The 22,827-nt window shown below is 55.2% G+C and carries 26 protein-coding genes; 13 read left to right on the top strand and 13 right to left on the bottom strand.

All coding sequences use genetic code 11. From position 1 onward, the window contains the following. Positions 1-137: 137 nt before the first annotated feature. Entirely contained in the window at positions 138-650 is a 513-nt protein-coding gene (locus HBA49_RS01050) for a type III secretion system chaperone family protein (protein ID WP_005525455.1), read from the top strand. Beyond that, entirely contained in the window at positions 650-1,495 is an 846-nt protein-coding gene (locus HBA49_RS01045; protein ID WP_005525268.1) for a hypothetical protein, read from the top strand. The genes HBA49_RS01050 and HBA49_RS01045 overlap by 1 nt, the downstream gene beginning before the upstream one ends. A gap of 1 nt (position 1,496) precedes the next feature. Here the strand turns inward: HBA49_RS01045 and HBA49_RS01040 are convergent, their stop codons facing one another. Next, positions 1,497-2,456 (bottom strand): hypothetical protein, encoded by a 960-nt coding sequence (locus tag HBA49_RS01040; RefSeq protein ID WP_005524891.1) that lies wholly within the window; start codon positions 2,454-2,456, stop codon positions 1,497-1,499. Positions 2,457-2,559: 103 nt separating this feature from the next. Then, on the bottom strand, positions 2,560-2,907 hold the full coding sequence (locus tag HBA49_RS01035; protein ID WP_146743668.1) for a hypothetical protein: 348 nt from the start codon (positions 2,905-2,907) through the stop codon (positions 2,560-2,562). Positions 2,908-3,288: 381 nt separating this feature from the next. Here HBA49_RS01035 and HBA49_RS01030 point away from each other — a divergent pair, with 381 nt between their 5' ends. Beyond that, positions 3,289-3,717 carry a CD225/dispanin family protein gene (locus HBA49_RS01030; protein ID WP_005522855.1) on the top strand — a complete coding sequence of 143 codons (429 nt, stop codon included), beginning with the start codon at positions 3,289-3,291 and terminating at the stop codon, positions 3,715-3,717. A gap of 3 nt (positions 3,718-3,720) precedes the next feature. Here HBA49_RS01030 and HBA49_RS01025 read toward each other — a convergent pair whose 3' ends face one another. Next, a complete protein-coding gene (locus tag HBA49_RS01025; RefSeq protein ID WP_005525488.1) occupies positions 3,721-4,881 on the bottom strand; it encodes an FUSC family protein in 1,161 nt (386 codons plus the stop codon). A gap of 128 nt (positions 4,882-5,009) precedes the next feature. Continuing rightward, positions 5,010-6,044, bottom strand: coding sequence for a class II fructose-bisphosphate aldolase (gene fbaA, locus HBA49_RS01020; protein WP_005522852.1), 1,035 nt, complete (start codon positions 6,042-6,044; stop codon positions 5,010-5,012). A gap of 271 nt (positions 6,045-6,315) precedes the next feature. On the opposite strand from fbaA, the gene HBA49_RS01015 reads away from it, so the two are divergent. From HBA49_RS01015 to HBA49_RS01005, 3 genes are all read left to right on the top strand, one after another. Beyond that, entirely contained in the window at positions 6,316-6,852 is a 537-nt protein-coding gene (locus tag HBA49_RS01015; RefSeq protein WP_005522850.1) for a hypothetical protein, read from the top strand. Between the two features lie 36 nt (positions 6,853-6,888). Next, positions 6,889-7,704, top strand: a complete 816-nt coding sequence (locus tag HBA49_RS01010; RefSeq protein ID WP_005525043.1) for a hypothetical protein — start codon at positions 6,889-6,891, stop codon at positions 7,702-7,704. Positions 7,705-7,856: 152 nt separating this feature from the next. Then, a complete protein-coding gene (locus HBA49_RS01005) occupies positions 7,857-8,765 on the top strand; it encodes a hypothetical protein (protein ID WP_005525473.1) in 909 nt (302 codons plus the stop codon). A 21-nt stretch (positions 8,766-8,786) separates the two neighbouring features. Here the strand turns inward: HBA49_RS01005 and HBA49_RS01000 are convergent, their stop codons facing one another. Continuing rightward, on the bottom strand, positions 8,787-9,335 hold the full coding sequence (locus tag HBA49_RS01000; protein WP_112767199.1) for a hypothetical protein: 549 nt from the start codon (positions 9,333-9,335) through the stop codon (positions 8,787-8,789). A 39-nt stretch (positions 9,336-9,374) separates the two neighbouring features. Here HBA49_RS01000 and HBA49_RS00995 point away from each other — a divergent pair, with 39 nt between their 5' ends. Both HBA49_RS00995 and HBA49_RS00990 read left to right on the top strand, forming a co-directional pair. Then, complete coding sequence (locus HBA49_RS00995; RefSeq protein ID WP_005525147.1) at positions 9,375-9,560, top strand: hypothetical protein; 186 nt, start codon at positions 9,375-9,377, stop codon at positions 9,558-9,560. Continuing rightward, a complete protein-coding gene (locus tag HBA49_RS00990) occupies positions 9,560-9,841 on the top strand; it encodes a hypothetical protein (RefSeq protein ID WP_040431691.1) in 282 nt (93 codons plus the stop codon). Before HBA49_RS00995 ends, HBA49_RS00990 begins: the two co-directional genes overlap by 1 nt. A 35-nt stretch (positions 9,842-9,876) precedes the next feature. Here the strand turns inward: HBA49_RS00990 and HBA49_RS00985 are convergent, their stop codons facing one another. From HBA49_RS00985 to HBA49_RS00975, 3 genes are read right to left on the bottom strand one after another with little or no spacing between them, the layout of a single operon-like run. Then, positions 9,877-10,491 carry a hypothetical protein gene (locus HBA49_RS00985; protein ID WP_225866105.1) on the bottom strand — a complete coding sequence of 205 codons (615 nt, stop codon included), beginning with the start codon at positions 10,489-10,491 and terminating at the stop codon, positions 9,877-9,879. Between the two features lie 57 nt (positions 10,492-10,548). Continuing rightward, positions 10,549-11,193, bottom strand: coding sequence for a hypothetical protein (locus HBA49_RS00980; protein ID WP_005525124.1), 645 nt, complete (start codon positions 11,191-11,193; stop codon positions 10,549-10,551). A 16-nt stretch (positions 11,194-11,209) separates the two neighbouring features. After that, a complete protein-coding gene (locus HBA49_RS00975) occupies positions 11,210-11,869 on the bottom strand; it encodes a hypothetical protein (RefSeq protein ID WP_005524910.1) in 660 nt (219 codons plus the stop codon). Positions 11,870-12,000: 131 nt separating this feature from the next. Between HBA49_RS00975 and HBA49_RS00970 the strand changes: the two genes are divergently transcribed. From HBA49_RS00970 to HBA49_RS00950, 5 genes are all read left to right on the top strand, one after another. Then, positions 12,001-13,380 carry a serine/threonine-protein kinase gene (locus HBA49_RS00970; RefSeq protein ID WP_005524815.1) on the top strand — a complete coding sequence of 460 codons (1,380 nt, stop codon included), beginning with the start codon at positions 12,001-12,003 and terminating at the stop codon, positions 13,378-13,380. 13 nt (positions 13,381-13,393) lie between these two features. Continuing rightward, positions 13,394-14,041, top strand: coding sequence for a hypothetical protein (locus tag HBA49_RS00965; RefSeq protein WP_005525367.1), 648 nt, complete (start codon positions 13,394-13,396; stop codon positions 14,039-14,041). 27 nt (positions 14,042-14,068) lie between these two features. Next, on the top strand, positions 14,069-15,076 hold the full coding sequence (locus tag HBA49_RS00960; protein WP_005525369.1) for a PTS sugar transporter subunit IIA: 1,008 nt from the start codon (positions 14,069-14,071) through the stop codon (positions 15,074-15,076). A 64-nt stretch (positions 15,077-15,140) separates the two neighbouring features. Then, positions 15,141-16,211: a PTS sugar transporter subunit IIA gene (locus HBA49_RS00955; protein WP_040431689.1), complete on the top strand. Its 1,071-nt coding sequence runs from the start codon at positions 15,141-15,143 to the stop codon at positions 16,209-16,211. A 175-nt stretch (positions 16,212-16,386) separates the two neighbouring features. Continuing rightward, positions 16,387-17,988 (top strand): hypothetical protein, encoded by a 1,602-nt coding sequence (locus HBA49_RS00950; protein ID WP_005525089.1) that lies wholly within the window; start codon positions 16,387-16,389, stop codon positions 17,986-17,988. Positions 17,989-18,028: 40 nt separating this feature from the next. Here HBA49_RS00950 and HBA49_RS12850 read toward each other — a convergent pair whose 3' ends face one another. The 5 genes from HBA49_RS12850 to HBA49_RS00925 all read right to left on the bottom strand — a co-directional run bounded on the left by HBA49_RS12850 (position 18,029) and on the right by HBA49_RS00925 (position 22,823). Continuing rightward, entirely contained in the window at positions 18,029-18,385 is a 357-nt protein-coding gene (locus HBA49_RS12850; RefSeq protein WP_225866104.1) for a hypothetical protein, read from the bottom strand. Between the two features lie 381 nt (positions 18,386-18,766). After that, a complete protein-coding gene (locus HBA49_RS00940; protein ID WP_005522826.1) occupies positions 18,767-19,246 on the bottom strand; it encodes a hypothetical protein in 480 nt (159 codons plus the stop codon). Beyond that, positions 19,243-20,265: a hypothetical protein gene (locus tag HBA49_RS00935; protein WP_005524804.1), complete on the bottom strand. Its 1,023-nt coding sequence runs from the start codon at positions 20,263-20,265 to the stop codon at positions 19,243-19,245. Before HBA49_RS00935 ends, HBA49_RS00940 begins: the two co-directional genes overlap by 4 nt. Then, complete coding sequence (locus HBA49_RS00930; protein ID WP_005525056.1) at positions 20,265-21,233, bottom strand: hypothetical protein; 969 nt, start codon at positions 21,231-21,233, stop codon at positions 20,265-20,267. The genes HBA49_RS00935 and HBA49_RS00930 overlap by 1 nt, the downstream gene beginning before the upstream one ends. Before the next feature lie 18 nt (positions 21,234-21,251). Continuing rightward, on the bottom strand, positions 21,252-22,823 hold the full coding sequence (locus tag HBA49_RS00925) for a GAP1-N2 domain-containing protein (protein WP_005524888.1): 1,572 nt from the start codon (positions 22,821-22,823) through the stop codon (positions 21,252-21,254). Between the last annotated feature and the right edge of the window lie 4 nt (positions 22,824-22,827).

The raw sequence follows: 22,827 nt of genomic DNA, 5'->3' as shown, positions 1-22,827 counted from the left end.
TTTGCGTAATACCGGTTATCGGAAAATTCCCCTAAAATTAATCAGGGATATTTCCGGTATATTTATTACGCCTCCTCCATGGTAAAAATTCCTGTTGCACCATGGTGAATCACAACAAGACTCTTGAAGGACTACACATGACTGACCAAAACGACCAGAGCGAAAACAACCCCAGCATTTCCGGCCGCGTGGAGCGGATCATTCCCACCTCTGGGGAAGATGTTGTGCAGCCGTTGTCGGCCGACCGGATCGCCGCCTATTTACGGGCAAAAGAACTGATGTTTAACCGTGACGATGATGGTGACGTGTTCATCAACTTTGACGGCAATGGGTTTGTGCTGCTGGCCACCGGCGAGAAGCGGGAAATCCTGGTGGTGCGGGGTGCTTGGCAGGTCACCGCGCCGATCGAGATGCGTGATCGCCTCGTGGATCTGTGTAATGATTGGAACCGCGATAAGCTGTGGCCGAAGACCTATGTCACGGTGGACGACGCCGGTGCGGTGCGGGTGCGTACCGAGCTGAACATTGACATGGAATACGGGGTCAGCGATTTGCAGCTCAAACAATCCCTCGACTGCGGTATTGCTACCTCCATGAGTTTCTTTGAGTCGCTGGATAAGAAGTTCCCCGATACCCGGTTCGCCCAGTAATGCGACTAGTGGTGCTGCGCTGCGGCACTGATATTGCGGTCTCCCCGTCCACACAGCTTATCGACGTCGGTGCCGTACCCACTCGCCAGGAGTTGAAAGCCCTGGACTCACTGGCCGCCGAGGTGTTGCCGGAGGACCCGACCCCCAGTTTGGCGGAGATCGCAGCCCAACCCGATGTGGCCCATTTGGGTACCCCCCAATATGCCCCCCAGCCGATTAGTGACCCGCTCCGGGTGGTTGTTGTCGGCTCGGATGCGGCCTTGTCGGCGGTGCTGACCCGGCTCATGCGGGCCGACACAATGTGGGTGGAGGTGGGATTCGTCCCCACCACTGGTGACTCCCCCACCGCCGACTATTGGGGCATTACCAATCTGAGTATCGAAGAGCAGTTCGATTGTGCGGCCTCTGGCCGAGTGCGGCCGCTGCCGCTTATTCGGGATGATGCCGCCACTGCTGTGGCGGGCCGGGCTTCGGTTTCGGATTGGGAGAATCGGGAGCTCACCGCCGAAATCATTGTTGATGATGATGTTTTAGCTCGTCACCAGTCTGGTCGGCGGATTCCCCGCACCGGGGTTTTTGGGGCCCGGGTGCAGCCATTGGTGGATGCGCCCGGGTTGGCCGGGTTTGTGTTGGACACCCCGGTGATGCCGATGCGCCGGGGCTTGTTTGGCCGGTTCGAAAACGAGTACGGTTCGATTGCCGAAGGCTCCCGGCTGGTGGGCCGGGCGTTGCAGGCTGGCGGCGAGTCGTTGCGGGTGATGGTGGATGGCGTGTCCCGGAAACGACCGGTGGAGCGGGTCACGTTTTACCGCCATTTGCGGGATGCTCAGGTGGTTCAGCCCTGATTTAGGTTTCTTCTGTGGTTTCGGAATCGGCACCATATTGAGGATTGAAATACGTTTGCCATACCTCTGGATGATCCAAGTCAAACTGCCGCAACCGCTCATACGCATCATGCTGACGTTGCCGCTCCCGACGAGCACTCGCAAGCAAATCCTCCCGATCAAACCGACGCTTCCCATCAACCCACCTCACCCCCACCTCACCACAAGCAACCAATTCCTCCACACCCTTCTCCGTCGTCGAAGCAAGCACCTGCGCATCAAACATCGCCACAAACCGCGGCACCCCCGCAACCTCAACCATCCCATTACGCAACACCGACCACAACACCCGACGCAAACACTCACACAACACCGAAGACATCGGCACCTCACCCCGCGGAGTCGTCACCTCCACCCGACAATCCCCAAACCGCTCCTCGTGATACTCCATATTCCTCCGCAAAATCGGCATATTCACCACCGAACCATCAGCAGGAAGCACCACCCACTCAAACACATCACGACCAAACGCCACCACATCCCCACCATAAGCCCCCAAACCACGAGACGCATAAACACTTAAAACCCGAAGATTCGTCACTGGCGCCACCTCAACAAGCCGCTCACGCCGCAACACCAACAACTCCTCACGAAAATAAATTTCATCATCTATTTCATCAGCAGCCCGATGTAACTTCCCCTCCGCCACATACGCATTCAACTCCCGCGGCGCAATACCTAAAAAATCAAAAACATCCCCCCGATCAAAATCCTCAATTACCCTAGCTAAACCAATTTTCCCGTTCTCGACCAGAAGTTTCAACGACGTCACAAGCACCGAAGCTAACACCGGTGACACCGGCCACTTCAACCCCTTAGGAATCACCACCCTCACCTGGATATCCTCCGGATCAACCTCCTCAAAAAACTCCAACACCCCACGCTCATCAACAACACCATCACCCACAGGCAACCACGACATGGTGAAACACTCCCATCTGAGGTATCGAAATTTCGATCAAGAACAATGAAGCTCACGCCGATCTTCTGAAAAATGAAACTTATTGAGAGCTGGGGTTAAGGTTTTACAAACAATACTGACTATAGAGGCGTTCCCGCGTAGCTTCGTCCATAAATGGTATTGTTGTTACGCTTTCCCGGAACCAACGGGGAGCATTGCGAGCTTGTTCGGGAAGCAAATCAGCTTCTTTATCATAAAAACTCTTGTAACCACTTAAAACCTCAAAAGCGACAAATAACGCATACATATAATCCATGCTTAGCTGTGCCAACACCCGCGGAAGAACAATTAATGTTCCGCACCGCCCAGTGGATCCGGTGGGATCTTGCGCATGTGCGGCAGGTGCCATCACCCCCATCGCAATGACCACAGATGCGACAACCGAAACTAGTTTTTTATTTAGCGATTTCATGAAAAATACTCACGTTCTTATTTCATATTCAATTGGTATCCCCTATACATTTATGAAGTTTGGCAAATGCTACCTGAGAAGTCAATGATTCAATCATATTGGGGGTAATAACATCCCTGTCGCATCTAGAAGCTTATTCAACGTTCCCAAACATGACTAGTCTCTGCAGGTAAGGAAAACCAAGCTAGATAGCATTTTCTTTCTGATTTTCTACCTGTTTCTGTGGATGAGTTTTCCCAGCGGCTGAATAAGCTTCTTCATGTCCGTATCACGGAATACAATCCGAACTATGTGAACCAAAAATATGGCCGGGAACAAATCATTCGTCCTATGGCTTTCACATGTGACCAATAACTTCTACTCGAAGGCGAGTGTGATCTCATGACCAACAGTTATCAGCCGGGTTTCGACTCCAACTATGGTACGGGTGCGACAAGCCTCCCGCTCCAGGGTGCCTCCCGGCAAGCCCCAATGTCGGGCAAACCGAATGATTACCTAGTGTTGTCCGTGCTCTCCTGTATTTTCGGGTTTTTCCCGCTGGCCCTCGCCGCAATTCTTTTATCGTCACGGGTGGATGTTCTGTGGGCTGTCGGCGACTACAACGGTGCCCTTGATACGGCGCAGCGGGCCAAGAAGTTCGGCATATGGGCTATCATCATCCAGGTCATTGTTGCGGTGATCGCGTTCATAGCGTTCCTCAGCTGGTTTGCGTTTCTCATGAGCATGATCCATTCGACGCTCCAAGGTATCTCCAATATTCCGGGCGCTACCAGTATTCCCAGTGGTAGCCCTATGCCCCTTGGGTATTAACGACTAGTCTTCGATATCCATATCCCAGATTTCTGGGGGTTGGGCCGGGTGCTGCGAGGTGGGGCGCAGTACCGCCGCAGCCGATTTCCGCGATAGGCCACAGATTTGCAGCAGGTCCACGATGATGGATCGGGATTGGCCCAGGATGACCTGCGCGGAGAGCACGCGCCCTTCGGCGATTTCTAGGCCAACGCGGCTGCCCAGTTTACGGAGTCGGTTAATGAGTTGTGGCATGACCTCATGCCCCCGATCCACACCCTCAAACAAGCGTTCTAATTCCGCTGCGATGTCGGAGAGTTCGGAGATGATGGCGATTTGTTCTTCGGAAACCGTGTCGTTGTCTTCGGAGAGCACAAGCGCGCGACGAGCGAGCACCCGGGTGTTACGGATGGCATTATCAACGGGGTGCAGTATGCGTTTCAGAGATCGAATCTTGCCGCGTTGCCGCCACAAGATGGGACTAACGGACAGGTTTTCTTCCCCCGTTTTTGTTGCGGCAATCATGTTATTGATGCGGCCTTGGGTACCGCGAACGTTCTGGAGAGCATGACGGATCACGATGATGTCGCCACTGTGGAGGGCAGCGGCCACATCCCGGAGCACATTGGAGGTAATGCCCATGAGTCGGGCGATTTCCCGCCGGCCGGCCCGCAGGGGGGATTCGGGGAAGAGTCCGATAACGATGAGCCCGACCACACCACCGATAAAGGCGTCGGTCATGCGTTCGATTCCGTCCGCACTGCCGGGTGGGGATATGGTGGCTACCAGCACGGAGGCGAAACCCGCCTGATTGGCGAGGAGCACGCTGCGGTCGATAAAGGTCCCGAGGGCGATGGCGATGCCAACGGCGACGGCTATCTGCCACGTCCCACTACCAATGTTGGCGATGATGAGATCACCGAGCCCCACCCCAAGGCTGACGCCGACCACGAGCTCGACGGAGCGTCGAAAGCGTTCACCACCGGTGGTGGAGAGCACAATAATGGTGGCCATGGGGGCGAAGAAGGGAATGTCGTGCCCGAATACAACATGGGCAGCCCAGTAGGCAGCACCGGCGGCAATGGCGACTTGGAGGATGTAAAACCATTTAGTTTGCAGTCGCATCCACCCCTCATGGATGCGGGATTTGGCGTAGCTGGCTTGTTTGGGTACTGGGTTCGGCATGGGTCCTGGTGAGAGTCAGTAAAAAGACATAAAGTATAGGTTTTTATTATCTTATCGACGATCAAAGCGCCACCACAACCTATGTGTGGTGGCGCCGAAAGGTGCTGGTCAGAAACCGTCACATTATGTTACTTGTTGAGGGTGCTCCCAATGGAGTGCAGGTCAGTGCAGGCTTCGACCACACGGTCAGCCATGCCCTGCTCGGCAAGCTTCATGTAGGAACGCGGATCGTAGGCCTTCTTATTGCCCACTTCACCGTCAATCTTGAGCACACCATCGTAGTTGGTGAACATGTGGCCGGCGACGGGCCGGGTGAAGGCGTACTGGGTGTCGGTGTCCACGTTCATCTTGATGACACCATAGCCGAGGGATTCTTCGATCTTCTCCTTCTCGGAGCCGGAGCCGCCGTGGAAGACAAAGTCGAAGGGCAGAGCATCGTCGGGGAGACCGAGCTTGGCGCGGCCTACCTTTTGGCCTTCAAGGAGCACTTCGGGACGTAGCTTCACATTGCCGGGCTTATACACGCCGTGGACGTTACCGAAAGTAGCGGCCAGCAGGTAGCGGCCCTTTTCCCCGGTGCCGATGGCATCAATGGTCTTTTCGAAGTCCTTCGGGGAGGTGTAGAAGTTAGCGCCAGCGTGAGCAGTCACGCCATCTTCCTCACCACCGACAACGCCGATTTCCACTTCGAGGATGATATGGGCCTTGTGGGCCTTCTCCAGGAGTTCTTGGGCGATGACCAGGTTTTCATCAATCGGAATGGCGCTGCCGTCCCACATGTGGGACTGGAATAGCGGGGGCAAACCCTGGTCGACTCGCTCTTGGGAAATGGCGATGAGCGGACGAACATACTCATCAAGCACATGCTTTTGGCAGTGGTCGGTGTGTAGAGCAATGTTAATGTTGTAGTGCTTGGCAGCTTCGTAGGCGAAGGCTGCTAGGGCACAAGCACCAGCTACCTTGTTCTTCACCGAAAGGCCGGAGCCGAATTCAGCACCACCAGTCGAGAATTGAATGATGCCGTCGGATTCTGCCTCGGCAAAACCACGAAGTGCGGCGTTAATGGTTTCTGAGGAGGTGCAGTTGATAGCTGGGAAGGCAAAACCACCTTTCTTTGCCTTATCGAGCATCTCGTTATAGACCTCAGGGGTTGCGATTGGCATATATCATCCTCCAAAGAGATTGTTATTTCGGCGGAAACCGAAAACTGATTGTGACAGTCACTACCCATATTGGGGGTCAGTGACGTACCGAATTCAATTATGCCAGCAACAAGCCACGAGCGTTAGAGTATTTATGGGTGAAAAACCACACATTCGGGCACTACATATCACGATTGAGTCCCCCATACGGTGGTTGAGCATGCAATAATGCGAACCCCCATTGGTGACCACCGCCCGGCCACCGAAGCAAATAATCTCTAGTATTGAACCCATGACCAGCCATCTTGATGCCATTTTGGGCACAGAGTTTCCCACACTACCTGGGGCAGACTACCCCGATGATCCTGTGGGTCGGCAACTGTTTTTGGCGTTTGTTGACCCGGATCGGCTCCCACATAGAGTGCGGGCCGATTTTGGATCAGAATTGCAGCGTCTCAAAGTGTATTTGGGGTACCAACGCACCCACGACCTGTTCGAGCAGGAGAATCCCGAACTGTTTCCATTCACGCTGTCGCACGCGCAAATGCAGTATTTTTTGGGGGTGCGGCGCGTGGCACACGGGCTCATGACCGGCAATAATGCCGATGTTATAGGCGGCTACCGCTGGCAGTGGGGGGCCTTGCGCAAACTAGGCGATCACATACGGGCCCAGCAGTTATGGCGACATATCACCGTCATGGAGGCGAATATGGCCGCAGACGAGGAGGATGCGGCAATGAACTACCGGTTCACCCGCGATGATCTAGAGGAATTAACGTCGGTGATCGACGATTTCCGCCACGAGATGTTGGCGCAACAGCGTCATTAACCAGCTTTTCGACGCCCGCACGTTTATGATTAAGCCATGCGTCGTGCCCTCCTCACCGTGTTGCTCATACCAACCATTGTGATAGGCGTAACCAGTTGCGCCCTGCCCACACGCCCACCGCAACCTGCAACCCCTACCACGCCGATTGTCACACAACCGGATACGCCATTACCCGCGCCGGGACCTACAAGCCCGAACGTCGATAAGCTGCAAACAATTGTGACGCAGGTGGAACAGCAAACGGGCGCTAAGATCGGCATTGCCACCAGCACCGAAGCGGCGGGATCAATCAGCACGGGCCCAGCATGGTCCACGGCAAAGGTACCAGTAGCAATCGCGGCGTTACGGAATAATTCTGCTATCACACAATCGAACATGTGGGCGGCTATTACCGCCAGCGATAATCAGGCTGCCGCATCATTATGGGAATCATTGGGCTCCCCCACTACCGCGGCAAGTGCCACCGACCAGGTATTACGTGATGGTGGGGACGCTACGACCCACACGCAGTCACAAGTTTTACGGCCAGGCTTTTCAGCCTTCGGTCAAACACAATGGCGACTCATCGACCAGGCCGGTTTCGCGGAACACATGAGCACCATCGCCGGCGGCAGCGACGTACTCGTAGCCATGAGCAATATCGCCGCCGATCAACGGTATGGGCTAGGCACTATTCCCGGCGCGGTCTTTAAGGGCGGCTGGGGCCCGGAGCCAGAAAATGGCTATGTAGTGCGGCAATTCGGGCTCATGCCGGGGCCAAAGCCATATGGGATTGCGGTAATGGTGGTAGCCGATAATTATCAAAGTGGGCAGTATGCATTAAGTTTGGCGGCTAAGTATTTGCAGGCATGAGTTTTTGTGACACAATAAGCACATACACTATCTTGTGGTTTTACTACCCCATTTCTGTTACCCCCGAGTCGTTGGTATCTTGAGGGTGCTTGTTACTTCTTTAGTGGCATGACCTAAGAATATCGACCAAATTATAGGTTAGGTTCAGTTTTATGTCAGAAAAGTCGCAGTCGCTTGCCGGCCCGGCAAGCCAGTACCCGCCAGACCCTGATGATGCGTCTTCGGCTCACAGTCAGACGCCGTCATCACCATCGGCTGCGGAAACCACTCAGTTTCCTCGGGTTGAGGATGAGGAATATGATGCTGCAGGGGCTGATGATAGTTTTGCCGATGATTCGCAATCCGTGGAGCGTTCGTACCATACAGATTCGTTTGAAAGAGTATCGGACAGTTCCGCAATGACTGTCCCCCCGTCGCAGCCTACCCAGCCCCCGCAGCAGGGCCCATACTTCCAACAACAGTATTCCCAGGGACCAAACATGCAGCAATATTCCCCAGATTATCAGCAGCCACAGTATCAGCCACAGTATCAGCAGGCGCAGATGACCCCGCCCCAATCCAATAATTCCGTACACGGGTTGTTGATTGCACTCCTGGTAGTGATGACAATTCTGCTGCTTATCTGCGTTCCTGTTGTGCTGCATCTCACGGGGGTTATTAATATCCCGTTCTTGGGTTCGAATACGTCGAACAGCGCATCGGAGAATCAGAATCGGGTGGTGCCTGATAATCAGGGTCGGACCACCGCGCCGACGAAGGTGAATCGGCCAACATCCCCGGCGTTGCCGGCCGGGGCGGTTCCGGCGAATGCGAGCGCGTGGAGCAATTCGCCAGGCGGAAAATTCGAGAACGCATATGTGGGCTCATCGGTCACCAGTAGCGAGTTCGCTTCCGAGGTACAGAAGTCGTTCTTGATCCAATACCAGTTGTCTAAGTCCACGACGCAGACGCTGCATGTTGTTTCCCCGGTGACCGGGCAGCTTTACGAGATGAACTGCACCGATAACAGCCAGTATGTGACCTGCACCGGTGGCATTAATGCGGTGGTGTATATCACCTAGACCACGTCAAAAGCATGACCGTTATTTGGAGAGCCAACGGTTGAGCGAAACAACCGACTGCACGTTACCGTTGGTGTCCGTAATGGTCATGGTGTCCTTTTCCAAAACGGCAACATGGTTTTCAGTGTTGACCACATAGGAGGAGTCCACCTTTTTGGCCTCCCCTTCGGTGAGACCATCATCCGACAGGGCTTGGAATAAATACCCAGAGTCGGTTTTGCACACAGATAGGTAGTCCTTGCCGTTTGTTGCGGCATAAACATAGTTATCGTTGTCGCACCAAGTGGCGGGGATGGTGATGTCGTCATAGGTGTAGCCAGATGATTTCGCGGTGGAGCTGCTTGGTGTGTTATCTAGTAATGTCCCAAGGATAATGAGTAGCACCATGGCCGCCACCATTCCGCCTCCAACGTAGGTGGCCGGCCGGAGCATGCCCTGCAGTTTGGTTGAAAGGGCGGACCACGCGGTTTTTACCCGGAGTTGTTGTCGCTCAAGGTAGGGTTTTCCGCGCGACAGTTGTTGGGTGAGTTTAGGTTTCGCATCTGATGACAGGTAGCGTTTTCCACGCACGAACCATTGGGCTAGCTGGCCTTTCGCCTGTAAAAGCTGGTGTTCTATCTGTTGGATGAGTTGTTGGAAACCTGCAGATTGCCGCGGCCCCGGGGGTCGTTGCAACTGTTGGGTTTGGGGCAGCGGGGGTTGCGGCTGGAGTGGGTAGCCCCCACGAACCGGTTGGGCTGGTTGCTGCGGCGGGCGCTGCGGAATCTGTTGCGGAGCCTGCTGTGGGCGGGGTAATGACTGCGACCGTTGCGAGGGTTGCGGCCGCTGTGGGGGTTGTGATTGTTGCGGCCGCTGCGGAACCTGCTGCGGGGGTTGTTGGCGTTGCGGCGGCGGGTTTTGCGGTGGCCGCCATACTTGTTGTGGTGGTTGGGGTGGCCAAGACTGTTGTGGATATTGTGGTGGCCAGGGCCGGGGTTGTTGCGGGCGCTGCTGGGGTTGTGGTTGTTGTGGCCGCTGCGGTTGCTGTGATTGTTGGGGTAATGGTTCGTATGGGCGCCGGGGCCGGTTGGGGTTAGGGTTGGAGTAGTTGTATGGGTTATTCATTATTTTTCTATCCTGAATATTTTGAGTATTCGTATTTCCAGTCGTAAAGGGGGATGGTACGAACGATGTCCCCATTGGAATCCGTGACCGTGACGATCCCCTCATGGACCGTAATCATGTGGGGATCAGCGCCTACTATGTAGTGGCCGGAACCGACTTTGGAGGCAGGTAATTCCAAGTCACCGTTCTCGGTATGTGCCCGGTAAAGATATTTCGAACCCGACCGGCATACCGACACGTAGCTGCCGTAATAGTCCGCCATGCCCGCATAGTCGTAGCTGCCGCACCGCGTGGCCGCAACAGTGAGACTGTCGTAGCTTCGTTCCGGCGCGTTTCCCCCACTATTTGTGCTTGTCGACACCTCAACAGGGGCTGCCGGCACCGGAACCGTCCGTGGTGGGGCCTGGTCCGCTGAGGTAGTGGCCATCTCTTGGTTTTGGAGCAGTACCGAATCGTGCTCCTGGTGGGTAGCTGCCCTGCCACTTACGAGGATCCACAGCAACAATCCTACGGTCACTATCACGAGGATCGTCATGATAATGATGCTGGCAACCATGATGGACTGGTTCCTGTTGGGAGCAACCACAATCATGGAGGATGGTTGATGGGGACCGTGGGGCATGGCGCTACTCATTGGTGTGTCTCGTTTCGGATATGTGCCTATATATGTAGTTTTGTCTTAGCCACGCCAATTGGTCATGGGGACGGTAAGAACCGTATTGCCGCTAGAGTCTTGGACAAACACGGCCGCCCCAGAGACGGTAATGGTGTGGGGGCTGGCGTCTACCACGAACCGTCCCGAGCCACCAGCGCTGGCTGGCCGCTCCAGGTAGCCGTCGTTCACGTATGCCTTGTAGGTGTAGCCCCCGTCATTGCATACGGATACGAAATCGCTTCCGTTTGTGCCGGCGTAAGCGTAGTTGCTGCATCGGGTGGCAGGAATGGTTAACGCATCATAGCTGCTGCTTCCAGAGTTGGAACTATTTGATGCACCACTGTTTCCGGCGGGGGCAGGCACAGTGACGGTCACCGGCGCGGCGGGTGCTGCCGCTTGGGGTGCGGGTGCCGCATTATTGACCGGGGCGGTGGTTTCAATCTCATCCTGGTTTTTGAGCAGTACTGGGGCGTGCCCCTGGTAGGTGCGGTTGAAATACAGCCATCCGATGAGTCCCAGGACCGCCACGAGCAGAACCATCAGCACCACCATGATGATGCCGAGAGCCCTATTCCTATTTGCGGCAACCATAATCACTGGTTGTTGTTGGGGTTGGGGTGCGGGCCCGAATGGTTGGGAATTATTGGGTGATTGATAATAGTTACTCATGGTGTGTCTCGTTTCATCAGCAGGGGGACGTGAAGTCGCCGCTGTTATTCATGGTGCGGGGGTTTCCGCCGATGCTGGCGGCGGCACGGCACAACCTATCGGTGTCAAAACCGTAGTCAATAACAATGCCGTATACGTCATTACCGTCGAGGGATGCCCGCAATGAGGAGCAGGCGCCGGGTTGGAGCAGTTGAGCGCCGGGGTTGGCGGTGAGCACGCTTCTGGCTTCCGCGGCGATATCTTGGCCGGTGTCGACGATGGAGTGGATAATGAGGACGCCGCGGCCGTCACAGGGAATGGTGGCACCGCTGAGTTGGGTGGCGGTCCGGGCTTCTGCCTGGGGTTCCGGGGTTGCGGTTGCCGTAACGGTGACGGTGGGGTTGCCGCTGCGACCGCTGCGGGCGGCGTAGGGGACATTATTTCCGGCGCTGGTGGCGGTCGCGGGGGTGGTTGTGGCCACGCCGCCGAGCGCGGTTGTGGTGTTGGTGACGTGCTGATAGATGGATACGCCAGCCGCACCGATTCCGCCGAGGAGGACACCGCTGACAATGATAGCGATGATAAGCCCCCAATTCCGACGTTGTTTAGGCATTATCATGTCTTGCTTATCGACGCCCAAGATTGCCGATGTGGTCGTGGGGGAATCATCGCCGCGGTTGGGGTGCCAAGAGGTCATGATATTTCTTTCCAAAAGTAGGTGATAAGGTGCAGTAATGATTCAAACATTAGTATAAACTTTGAGATTTGAGCAGGGTATGTTTTTGGGGAACGTTCCCCACGGCTCTTAGCTGTTAAAGATCGGAGAACATGGTGCAAGAAGACAATTTTGCACACCTGGTGAAACAGGACTTTGAGGTTTTAGAGACCATTGGCGCAGGTGGCATGGGGGTTGTTTATAAGGCAAAGGACGCCAACCTGGAAAAAATTGTGGCAATTAAGGCCTTGCCCTCCCATCTTTCGGGGTTAAATTTGGCCGCCCGGTTCAAAAAGGAAATGCAAAATCTAGCGAAACTGCGGCATCAGGCGATCGTACAAGTTCATTCTGGGCGTTCCTTACCCAATGGACAGTTGTATTACGTCATGGATTATGTAGAGGGCACGGATCTGGCGCATCTTATTGCCCAACGGCAACAGCAGAATAGGCCGTTTACCGTCGAGGAGACGGTGGAGTTATTGCAGCCTATTGCGGAGGCGTTGGATTATTTGCATTTTGAGGCGAATCCTCGGATTATTCACCGGGATATTAAACCGGCGAATATTTTAGTTCCGGCGGATAGCGATTCCCCGTCGAAAAGCTTATTGACGGATTTCGGGATTAGTTTGTCGACGGATACGACAAGCTATTCTGATTTGAGTTTGCAGTTGGGAACGCCGAATTATGTGCCGCCGGAGTTTTATCAGCCGACCTCGACGCCGAGCGAGTCCGGGGATAATTATGCGTTGGCGCTGATTGCGTATGAGATGCTGTCGTTGGATAAGGTGCGGAATACGATGAGCACCACGGGGTGGCAAACAACAAACCGGATGATTCCGAACATACGGTCGACCATGCCCCCGGGGTTACGGCTGATGGGGCGGCCGCTTCAGCGGGTGTTTGCGCGAGCGTTGGATACGATCCCGGCACGGCGGTACCGGAAGGCAACGGATTTTATTAGAGCCTTGCAGTCCGCGGATCCACGGCGGTATCGGATGCGGGTGGGGGTTTGGGGCACGGCGACAGCCGTCATAGCAGTGGCGCTGGTGGCGGGAACGATGATATTGCATCACCCCACCGATGCTGGCCGGCAAACGTCCCGCAGTTCGACGACGTGGCCGGAGGAGCAGGCGCAGGTCGCCAAGGTGTTTCCCGAGTTATTACCAGCCGGCCCGGATGATACTGGGTGGGATGGCATGAAATGCCAAGCGGTGGCGAATAGTCAGCGTTTGGGGCTGGATTGCGCAAACTACCGGCAGCGGGTGTGGGTGTACCGATATAATTCCCAGGAAGATCGGGATGCCATGGCGAATTTTTCCCATAACGAGAACCGATGGGTGCTGAACGGCGTAAAGTGCAATGCTGAGGTGCTGTTATCCGACAGTGGTGATGAGGCGTTATTGCTTCCGAAGGAAGATTTGTCCGAGTTTGCGATTTCGGTGCAGGCGCGGAACGCCAAGCGAACATTGGAGCAGCTACCAATATGCACATAGGAGGAAATAAACCATGCCCGCATCACACCAGGATGAGCTTATTATCAGCGTTGCCCGTAACCACAGGCAGGTGTTTCGTACAAACCAGGAAGCACATGTGGGCCGCGAGGGTAATGTGCGGATTGGGGCCGATGATGTGAATCTGCACCGGGTCATGTTTGTGGTCTGGCATAACGGTTCAACCTGGATGATTGGAAATAAAAGCAGCTATCTTCCGCTTACTATCACCCCAAACCTGCAACATTCCCATGCGGTCACCACCATGGGGCCAAAGTCGGTAACATCGCTGCCACCGGGTGAAAGCCGAATCACGTTTTCCACGCAGACCCGAAGCTACACGGTGATGGTTTTGATTCCGGTGCATGTGATGAATAGGCCGTCGAAAATGCGGGCAGTGTCTGGGGATTTGACGGTGCTGCCGCAGCGGTTTAATGAGGAGCAGGAGCAGCTACTGAAGATCCTGGCCAAGTTTCAGCACAACACCAAGGAAGTGCCCCCGGTCAAGAAGATCGCCGCGACTTTGGGGTGGACGGATAAGAAGACTAATCAGAAGATTGAACGGCTCGCCAAGAGCCTTGCCACGCAAGGTGAGCGGTTGTTTAAACCGTATCGGCAGTGTGTGGCGGAGTATGCGGAGCGCACCGGTTGGCATAACCGGTGATGCTAAAAACTAGTAGTATTATCCCCCATGAATGAAAGCTTTGTGTTGGGCCACATCATGTCGCGGAATAGTGACCCAGAAATGGTGGAACGAGCAGTAGCAGAGTATCAAAGCACACCGAATCTTACCAATTTTTGCACATTGCTGTTCATTCCCCCGGCGGACCTGCCGGCCACGGTGCTTGACGACGTGCCGGGGCGGTTTACCGAGCTCACCCAGCTCTTGGTGGATTCGGAGCAGACGGCGACGTTTCTGCAGGATCACGCCTCCCAGGGTTTCCCGTTTACCTTATCCACGTGGCAACTCCAGTATTGGACTGGGGTGCTTAGAGTATGCCATGGGATTTACCAGACGAACATACCGTGGGTGCTGGCCGGCTATCAACTACAGATCCTGGGCCTGGTGGGCCGGGGAAAACGTGATGCAGCCCGGGAGCTATTTCAGCAACTATCCGCGGCGCAGGAAGAATACGGCGCCGAGGTGGTGAAGCTAGAGGAATTAGACCACTATATTCGCCATGCGGAAACCGTCGATAAGCAGGCGCATCGAGCGTCGAACGCGGTCATTATTTACTCACCATTTACCGGGCAGCTGGTGCCGTTATCGCAGGTTTCGGAGTCGTTTGCGGAGAAATATGCGGGCAAGGGCTATGCGATCTACCCCAGTGAGGGCACGCTACAGTCACCGGCGGCGGGGACGATTACCGCGATTACGTCGCATGGTGGGGCATATCGGCTGAAAACCGTGGACCCGCTGGGGGCGGATGTTGAGGTGCTCATCCATATTAGTGCCCACCCGTGGGATCTGAGTAACGATTATTTTCAGGTGGCGGTGCGCGACGGGGCGCAGGTGGCCGCCAAACAAACCCTCTGCGAGTTCGACATGGAGGCCATGAACAGCAACGATGACCATAACAGTAGTTCGCCGGTGGTGATTAAGAATTATGCGGGCAACGGCACTATCCGACCCATCCCTAGTTTTAGTTCGACGAAACAGATTAATGCCGGCGACCCGCTTATCATGATAACCACGTAATCGGTTAACATAACTTCTAGGTCAATCACGGCTTCTACTAAGGACGACAAGTAGTATTGGATCCATGCGTGAAATCTTCGTTCTCAATCACGTTGCATCGAGCGCAACTAACCCCCGGAAGGTTGCTCAAGCGTTGGCGGACTATGAGCAGTCGCCAAGTTTGACGCATTTTTGCGTCCTGCTCTTTATCGACCCCCGCGACCTACCCGCAAAGTTTTTTCAGGATGCCCCGGGGAAGTATTCGGAGCTCACCCAGCTGCTCACCAACCGTTCGAAGGCCTCAAAGTTTTTAGAGACCCGACTGAAAAATGGGTTCCCGTTTAACCTCACCGCCATGCAATTGTTGTACTGGGTGGGGGTTATTCGCGTCACTCATGCCATGTACCGATCGGACATACCCGGGGTGCTTTTGGGGTATCAGCACCAGGTGATGGGGCTGGCCGGCTGTGGGGAGTTGGCGCACGCACGGCAGCTGTTTCACCATCTTGTGGCGGTGCAGGACGCCTATGGCATCGAGGTGGCGAAGGTGAATGTGTTGCAGCAGCATTTCGCCGAGTTCGACAATCACGCCCAACACCCGGACGACGCACCAACCGCAGAGACGCCCCCACCAACACCCTCCGCGGAGGGCCTGGTGGTGTATTCTCCGTTCAGTGGCAGACTGGTGCCCCTATCGCACGTGTCGGATAATAATTTCGCCCGCGGCCTGGTGGGCAAAGGCTACGCGGTGGAGCCGAACGAGGGCCGCCTGTACGCACCCGTGACCGGCACGGTGGTGGCCATTAATTCGTTTGGGTATGCGTACACGATCAAGGCGCTCAACCCTAACGGTGCTGGGGGTGCGGAGGCCGGACCGGAGGTCACGATCCTCATCCATATTGGTATTAAAACGTGGAAGTTGAGCAGTAAGCATTTCCGGGTTGCGGTGGGCGTGGGTGAGCAGGTCACCGCGGGGGATCTGCTGTGTGAATTCGACCTGGATGCCATTAATAATGCTGGTGGTGGAGACATTTCTTCGCCAGTGGTCATCACTAATTATCGGGCATCCCGGTCGTTTAAGCCGGCACCCAAGGTGTCGCTGCCAGGGCATATTAATGCGGGCGACCCACTCATGATTATCCCCCGCAACCCATGACATTGTGCCTCCCCTAGAATGCGGGGTGGCATGGACATGATGGACGGGCCGCGTCACACCGGTGGGTGGCATAGTGGCAGCACGGAGATGGTAGCGTGACCCGGTGACACACTAGTGGGGCCTTTGTGGGGTCAAGATAGGCTTTGGGCCCGATTTTCTTTTAAAATTATGTTCCATGCGAGGGATTGTAGAACCACCACCGATCATTACGGGTGACACTGATATTGAATTGATGGTGAATAACTTTTATCGGTGTCTCAAACGCCCCTACCCCGAATCGGTGTTGGCTTTCGCCCCACTTATTTTTATCGACCCGCACCAATTGCCGGCCGACGTGCTGGAATACTTTCCCGAGCATTTCAACTATCTGGCCGAGATATTAGAGAGCCGCAGCAAAGATGGGCTCATGCTCAACCAAATATTGCAGGACAAATATCTCCCGGTGAAGGCCACCCCCGAAGAGGTGTTGTATTGGATGGGGTCGGTGCGCATCACCCACGGCGTGTATTCGAACACGTTAACGGAAATATTGTTGGGTTTTGCCCACCATATTCGCAGCCTGATTGATGCCGGGGATTACCGGGAGGCCGATGCCATTATCGAACACGTGTATAGGTTGCAGGAACGCACGGACACCTGGCCGGTCGATATTGAGGCGTTGGTGACGCTCCTGGAGGGCAAGAAGGCCGCCGATCAACGAGATTGGGAGGGGGGCTTAGCGGAAGACATAATGGAATACGCTACTGATTCCGATGACACCCGCACTGCCGCTGCCGCCGAGCCTGACGCCACCCCACTCAAGGGGTCGACTACCACAGAGCAGCACACCGCCCCGCCATCGCAGCAACCACAGCAGGCGGCGCCATCACGGACTGCTACCACCGGGGTCAATATTGCCAAGTATTTTGGTGACGCATTGGTGAATAATCGGCTCGCGTTAACCCCATTGGGAGTGACAGCATCCGATTTCATCCAGGATTTCGATGGCATGAGTGCAACAGATGTGTCGGAGCTCATCCCCCTTATCATTAAGGTTGCGCAAAATGAATTGCGGTTGAATCGGCCCGCCAGTATCCGGTTTCTTGGGGATATTGATTCGGGTATGAATAAGCGCCTGTTCCGCTCTGATAATAAGGAGCAGTATTCGGATTATGATGCGGCCCTGGCGGGTTGGTATGCACTATTGTCCACGGCGCCGGTGGGCATATATGAGCTCTTGAGTGACCGGACCGCGTATTTTGCGTTGCAGCAGTTCGCAACCCTGGAGTTTGATCCCCGGCGCGATAAGTTGGATGCGTTGCGTAGGTTCGACCTGTTGCGGACGTATGCGGCTCGGATGGAGGATTACACCACGTCGCTGGATGCCGCCAATAAGAAGATACGTTGGGCACAATTGAGTAGGGATAATGTGGCGGCGCTGGCGGCGGCGGAGGACGCCTACCGGTATTCCCGCGAGCTGCTCAAGCAGGGCTACACCGAGGTGATTGCCCAGGCTTTGTGGTCAACTCGTAGTTTTTCCCAGTTGAGTTCGTGGTTTAAGAATAAGGTGCAGGCCGCGGACCTATTGCTGTCGATCCCTAAGGAGTTCCCGTTTAATCAGTTGGATACGAAGTCGCAGGTGAATTATATCCTGTCGCGTATCGAGTTGGCGGGGTTGTGCCAGGAGGCGGGCCAGGAACGATCGCGCATCACTCTTTTGAATGAGGCGGCGGATTTATATGATTCGATCGGCTATTTCAATGATGCGTTGAAGCTGCGCGCCCAGCATAAATTGTGAGCTTGTCGACGCCCCAAGGTGCGGGCGTCACTCCCCTCCCCTATTTCCTGTGCTTATCGACGTATTCCGTTACCAACCGAATGGCGTTATCCAATTCTTCTTGGGCGGTCCACTTGCCAGGTTCTGCTTCGAATCCTTGAGGGTTGATGTCCTTCTCGGTCCAGGAATGGACGTGTTCTAGGGCATCATCCCACCGCTGCTGGTGCAGCAATGTAAATAACTGCCCATGGAGTAAATCGTACCAAGCCCAATATTTACTCTGGAACATCTGCTCGTAAAGATCATCGGCAACACTTAAATCCGCCCACGCTATCGGCAAATCACGATCAAACTGCCGCAACAAACTACACCACGTTGGGCCAATCGTCTCGTTCTCTAGATGAAGAAAACGCCTCACCCACGGAAATCCACGCTGACCTGGTACATAATTCCTAGACGTCGCAAACAATCCCTTAAAACTACTGTTAGGCCCTGTCGGTGGAGGTGAAAAGCTACTGTTCTTCTGTAATTCGACGTGCAGCTTCCCAAACTTCGGCAACGACGCATAATATGTGATATGTGTACTCCATTTCGTATGATCATATTTTGACGGCGAAGCAGTGATAGACAATTCGAACAATAAATCACCCTGCTTCAACCGGTAATAGCACATGCGGGTACCTACACGCTTATACCCACGCTGAATGAACCACGGATCAATCTGACTATATCGTCGTGCCACAGTAACACCTTCTCATGAGCTCATGACCAGCTGCCTTGGTGCGTCGTCAAGCATGAGCTACCGGTAGCCGAACCAGTATTTATTGCTCGGCAGCCACGCGAGAATCGCCCCGCCGATGCCCAACAGGGTGATCGGCCACAGGTCGGGAACCACCACGACGAGAATCCCCACTATGGTGACCGCGACCAGCCCCCACCTGCCCCACAGTTGGGCTTTCATCATGCCCACCACCAGTGTCGTCACCCCGGCGATGAGGAGGAATAATAGGGCGCCCGCAATGGAATTAATTCTGTGGGATTCCTCGTAAACCCGGTACACCAGCCACAGGATATAGCATAATTCCAGCATGTAGCAGGCGCTGGCTGCCCACAATAACAGTGGCGCGTTCAACCCCGAGGTGGCGCGAAACCCAGGGCGGAAACTGCGGCCGGTATGGCTGACCACCGAGCGGGAATAATCATGCCCCGCAGAAGGCACGTATGTGGCCGGCCCGGGGTCGGCGGCGAAGGGGTCGTCAAACGGATGTTGTTGACTCATTGATATGTGTCTTCCTTACCCATGAGCACCCCAAACCGGCCCAAATGCCACCGCACCGGGTCCAACACCCGGTAGGGGGCGATGCCCTTGCGGTCTAAGTCCTGGCCTTTCGGGGCTTCACCCAGCGCGGACACCGCGAAATAGGAGTATTTGCTGGGCTCGTTAGCGTATAATTCCTCGATCGTATTGAGCAGCTCGTGGGCCTCAAATTTCCGCAGCAGGGACTGGATTTCCAGGTGCAGAATCCACTGGTTGTGGTACTGGTAGCTCCAGCCGGTGTCGCGGCTAAACGCCGCCCCCTCATTGGCCATGATGCTTTTCCACTTATTATCCTGCACGCTCTTTTTCGCCAGCGACTGCAAAATGTCGAACTTAGCAATCGTCACCGCGAGTTTAGGCCGCTCGTCGCCAATCAATCGAGCTATATTATCCAGCACTCGCTCTGGCTCCCCACCGGTTTGGCTTTGCCGAGCATACATGCCCTCCAGGTAGGGGGCAATGCTGCGTACCCGGGTGGGGTCGAACAAGAAAATTACTAGGTCGGCGTAGCGAAAAAACTCCATGGAATTGGGGTCCAGGTTGGGGTTTTCCAAATCTTCGCCCGCCACGTCGCGGATCACTAAATAGTGCTCCCGCAGATCATTATTGGCGTCCGGCCATTTGCCGAGCTTAAAAATGAATGGGTCCCGCTGGTAGGCGTCCACATTGGCACTGGTGGGGGTGGGCGCCATGTGTTTCATTTCCTCATACAGGGGGCGCTCATAGTTCTCCTTATAACGTTGGCGGGTAGATTCGTCGGCGGCCTTAATGGTCACGCGCGTGAACCGCTGCAATGCCATGAGCTCTAACTGTTTAATGAGCACCGCCAAATACAGGCTCTTCCCGGATGCGCGCGCCCCCGCCATGACCACGCAATGCGTGACGGAGTCCTCCCAACCCGGTAATAATGGGTTGCCATTATAGGTGGTGGTTTGACCTGGCTCTAAAGGCTTATAGGTTTCTGGACACCTGGCAAACATTAGTTACCTCCGAACGGGTTAGCGGGCTGGTTATCGCCGACGCTTGTCGACGCATTAAGCGCAGCCTGCACCACGGTCGCATAATGGTGAAAGGCCGCATGATTGCCTGATTGTAGTGCCTCTTTTTGCGCATCATCAATCACAATGATGTGCAACGGTTGACTCTCCCCATAGGATTTCTGGTACACCCAGGCCTCCGGGGTGGCCTGGTTGCCCACCACAAACACCAAGGTAGGGACCGGAAACGTCGACATGTAGGGCCTAGGCGAATTAGTCACCACCGCCACCGACACCTGCGGGTTGATCGCCATTGTCGGGGACCCCACCCGGGAGGGAGCTTCCGCCTGGTACAACCCCAATTGCGACTGCAGGTCGCCGGCCACATCAATATCCAGGTGGTAGGCGATCCCCCGGATCACATTATTCACGATCTCCAGGTCATCCGGCGCCACCGACGCATTCATTGATGCGGTGGCATCAAAAACCACCTGCAAACTTTTCGTGCTGGTGTGCGACACCCCTTGGGCCCGCAACGCCGACACCACGGTCATTGCCTCCCGGGGCAAGTTACCGCCATCACCGGACTGGTAACGTTTGACCAGCACAAAATCCTCATCCACCGGGGTAATCTCCCCCAGAACCCGTTCCGCGGCCCCATCCACCCGGGCTTCCTCAAACTCCAGGCAAATATGCTCCCCCGCGGTTGGTTGGTCCACCATGAGAATCACGGAATGGTCTGGCGGGAATTCCCCACCCGACGCCGGCTTCACAATGATCTCCACCCGACCCCGGCAGTCGGTCACATACAGTTGGGCATCATTGGACCGGTTATAACTCACATCCCCACTGACCTCCAGCTTAATGCCGCTGAGATCATCGGGCATGATCCAGGCCTTGAGGCGAATGAAGCTGCCAAGCGCAATGGTGTGGGACTCATTATTGCCCAAGATAATGGTGTTAGGCGCCATGACGATGATCCTTTAAAACTAGTATTGCGGGGGATGATGGTGGACTGATTCGGTTTTCAACTCGGCAAGCACCTGGGTTTTCACCGCCTCCAATAACCCAACCAAATCCAGATTATCGTAATACGTGTTGGTTTCGGATATGCGCTGCTCCCAATTATCGCGGGACAGTTGATACGTCATGAGAAGCTGCACCACATAATTCTTTGCCGTGGTCACCAGGGTGGTTTTTTCCTCCGCGGTAAGATGCACGAAACTGTGCACCCCGGACCAATACTGCGGCACCCCCTCCAACAGCACCAACGCCAAAAACGCCGAGCGCACATGCAGCCCGGTGGCGTCGTTCGGATCCAGGGTGAGCAGCTCGTGCACCCGTACCAGTTTTGCCGCCCACGACGTTAGATTATCGTCCAACTCATTGAGGATACGCAGGTAGGAGTAGATTTCCGGGGATTCAATAATCTGCCGTTCGAACTCTTCTAACCCCATCACCCTACTGTTGAGGGGCATGGTTTGGGTGTTGAAGTTTTGCTGCAACGAATCCGTGGTCGCACCCCCCAATGCTGGCTGCAACCGGTAATCCAGCACCGACTGCTCCGACAGGGTCGATAATTCCGGCAGCTTCGTCAAATCCACCGTGGACAGCTCCGCACCAGGCAGCAGCCCGCCGCCTGCCGCCAGATCGGCGGCAGCACCACCCATGGGGCCGGCGTCCAGGCTGGGAATCTCCATGGATAATAAATCCGAATTTTCGTTCGATTCGTAGCTTTCTAGCTCCGCCCAGTCCGGGTCATCCGACCTAATAAACAAGGCATCCATAGCCGCCACTTTGGGGGCCACGTGGTGGGCGTGGGCCACATCCACGATGCTGAGTTTGCACCCGGCCCGGAGAATGTATTCGATACGGTCCGCTGTTTCGAACGTCGAAAAGCTAAAGTCGCGGGAATACGCCGTGCTGCGCGCCACCGCCGCCACCCACAGGGCAGACTCCGCCAGCGGACAGGCCAACACCACCTGTTTTATGGCGGTAGCTGCGGCAATAGCTTGGGCGAGCCTGCGACGATCTGCCGGCGTCACCGCCTGAAAATACAGCGGCAGCGGGCTCCTACCCGACCATCCATCAAGGAAATGGTCTAAAACCTCCGGCGTGATCGGGCCAGGCAGCATTAACCTTTCGGGAATCTCGGCGCGATCCACCTGGTTTTTGCCAAACGGAATGGGAATCTCCTCGGAGTATAAAAACTCCGTGGGCTGATACACCCCCATCGAATCATCATCGCACACCTGTACGAAGGTAAAGACGTTGCCGGGGCGGTTCGTGGAATCCTTCCCCGCCTGCGCCGACGCATAAAACGAAAACCCGGGACCAGCATCCCCATTGGGCAGCCACGCAAACCGCCGGGTCAGCTGGGCAACCACCTCCTTCGACGGATAATTCCCCGGGTCGACACCATCATTAATCGACGACGGAATCAACTCCCGTAACCGATGGGCCTGGTCGAGCGTGATATCCCCCTTGAGCTCACCAATGCCCCAACCACCATTTCGTCCCGCGGTACGAGAAAACGATGCAAAACTAAATGCCCCTGCCATTATC

This window comes from Corynebacterium matruchotii, assembly GCF_011612265.2.
Lineage (GTDB): Bacteria > Actinomycetota > Actinomycetes > Mycobacteriales > Mycobacteriaceae > Corynebacterium > Corynebacterium matruchotii.
The sequence above is the reverse complement of the archived record's forward strand: the minus strand, read 5'-3'. Positions and strand labels throughout refer to the sequence as shown.

Bases quoted from the DNA above. Each gene is read 5' to 3' on its own strand.
- HBA49_RS01050 (WP_005525455.1), top strand. From the start codon at position 138: ATGACTGACCAAAACGACCAGAGCGAAAACAACCCCAGCATTTCCGGC.
- HBA49_RS01045 (WP_005525268.1), top strand. From the start codon at position 650: ATGCGACTAGTGGTGCTGCGCTGCGGCACTGATATTGCGGTCTCCCCG.
- HBA49_RS01040 (WP_005524891.1), bottom strand. From the start codon at position 2,456: ATGTCGTGGTTGCCTGTGGGTGATGGTGTTGTTGATGAGCGTGGGGTG.
- HBA49_RS01035 (WP_146743668.1), bottom strand. From the start codon at position 2,907: ATGAAATCGCTAAATAAAAAACTAGTTTCGGTTGTCGCATCTGTGGTC.
- HBA49_RS01030 (WP_005522855.1), top strand. From the start codon at position 3,289: ATGACCAACAGTTATCAGCCGGGTTTCGACTCCAACTATGGTACGGGT.
- HBA49_RS01025 (WP_005525488.1), bottom strand. From the start codon at position 4,881: ATGCCGAACCCAGTACCCAAACAAGCCAGCTACGCCAAATCCCGCATC.
- fbaA (WP_005522852.1), bottom strand. From the start codon at position 6,044: ATGCCAATCGCAACCCCTGAGGTCTATAACGAGATGCTCGATAAGGCA.
- HBA49_RS01015 (WP_005522850.1), top strand. From the start codon at position 6,316: ATGACCAGCCATCTTGATGCCATTTTGGGCACAGAGTTTCCCACACTA.
- HBA49_RS01010 (WP_005525043.1), top strand. From the start codon at position 6,889: ATGCGTCGTGCCCTCCTCACCGTGTTGCTCATACCAACCATTGTGATA.
- HBA49_RS01005 (WP_005525473.1), top strand. From the start codon at position 7,857: ATGTCAGAAAAGTCGCAGTCGCTTGCCGGCCCGGCAAGCCAGTACCCG.
- HBA49_RS00990 (WP_040431691.1), top strand. From the start codon at position 9,560: ATGACTGCGACCGTTGCGAGGGTTGCGGCCGCTGTGGGGGTTGTGATT.
- HBA49_RS00985 (WP_225866105.1), bottom strand. From the start codon at position 10,491: ATGCCCCACGGTCCCCATCAACCATCCTCCATGATTGTGGTTGCTCCC.
- HBA49_RS00980 (WP_005525124.1), bottom strand. From the start codon at position 11,193: ATGAGTAACTATTATCAATCACCCAATAATTCCCAACCATTCGGGCCC.
- HBA49_RS00975 (WP_005524910.1), bottom strand. From the start codon at position 11,869: ATGACCTCTTGGCACCCCAACCGCGGCGATGATTCCCCCACGACCACA.
- HBA49_RS00970 (WP_005524815.1), top strand. From the start codon at position 12,001: ATGGTGCAAGAAGACAATTTTGCACACCTGGTGAAACAGGACTTTGAG.
- HBA49_RS00965 (WP_005525367.1), top strand. From the start codon at position 13,394: ATGCCCGCATCACACCAGGATGAGCTTATTATCAGCGTTGCCCGTAAC.
- HBA49_RS00960 (WP_005525369.1), top strand. From the start codon at position 14,069: ATGAATGAAAGCTTTGTGTTGGGCCACATCATGTCGCGGAATAGTGAC.
- HBA49_RS00955 (WP_040431689.1), top strand. From the start codon at position 15,141: ATGCGTGAAATCTTCGTTCTCAATCACGTTGCATCGAGCGCAACTAAC.
- HBA49_RS00950 (WP_005525089.1), top strand. From the start codon at position 16,387: ATGCGAGGGATTGTAGAACCACCACCGATCATTACGGGTGACACTGAT.
- HBA49_RS00940 (WP_005522826.1), bottom strand. From the start codon at position 19,246: ATGAGTCAACAACATCCGTTTGACGACCCCTTCGCCGCCGACCCCGGG.
- HBA49_RS00935 (WP_005524804.1), bottom strand. From the start codon at position 20,265: ATGTTTGCCAGGTGTCCAGAAACCTATAAGCCTTTAGAGCCAGGTCAA.
- HBA49_RS00930 (WP_005525056.1), bottom strand. From the start codon at position 21,233: ATGGCGCCTAACACCATTATCTTGGGCAATAATGAGTCCCACACCATT.
- HBA49_RS00925 (WP_005524888.1), bottom strand. From the start codon at position 22,823: ATGGCAGGGGCATTTAGTTTTGCATCGTTTTCTCGTACCGCGGGACGA.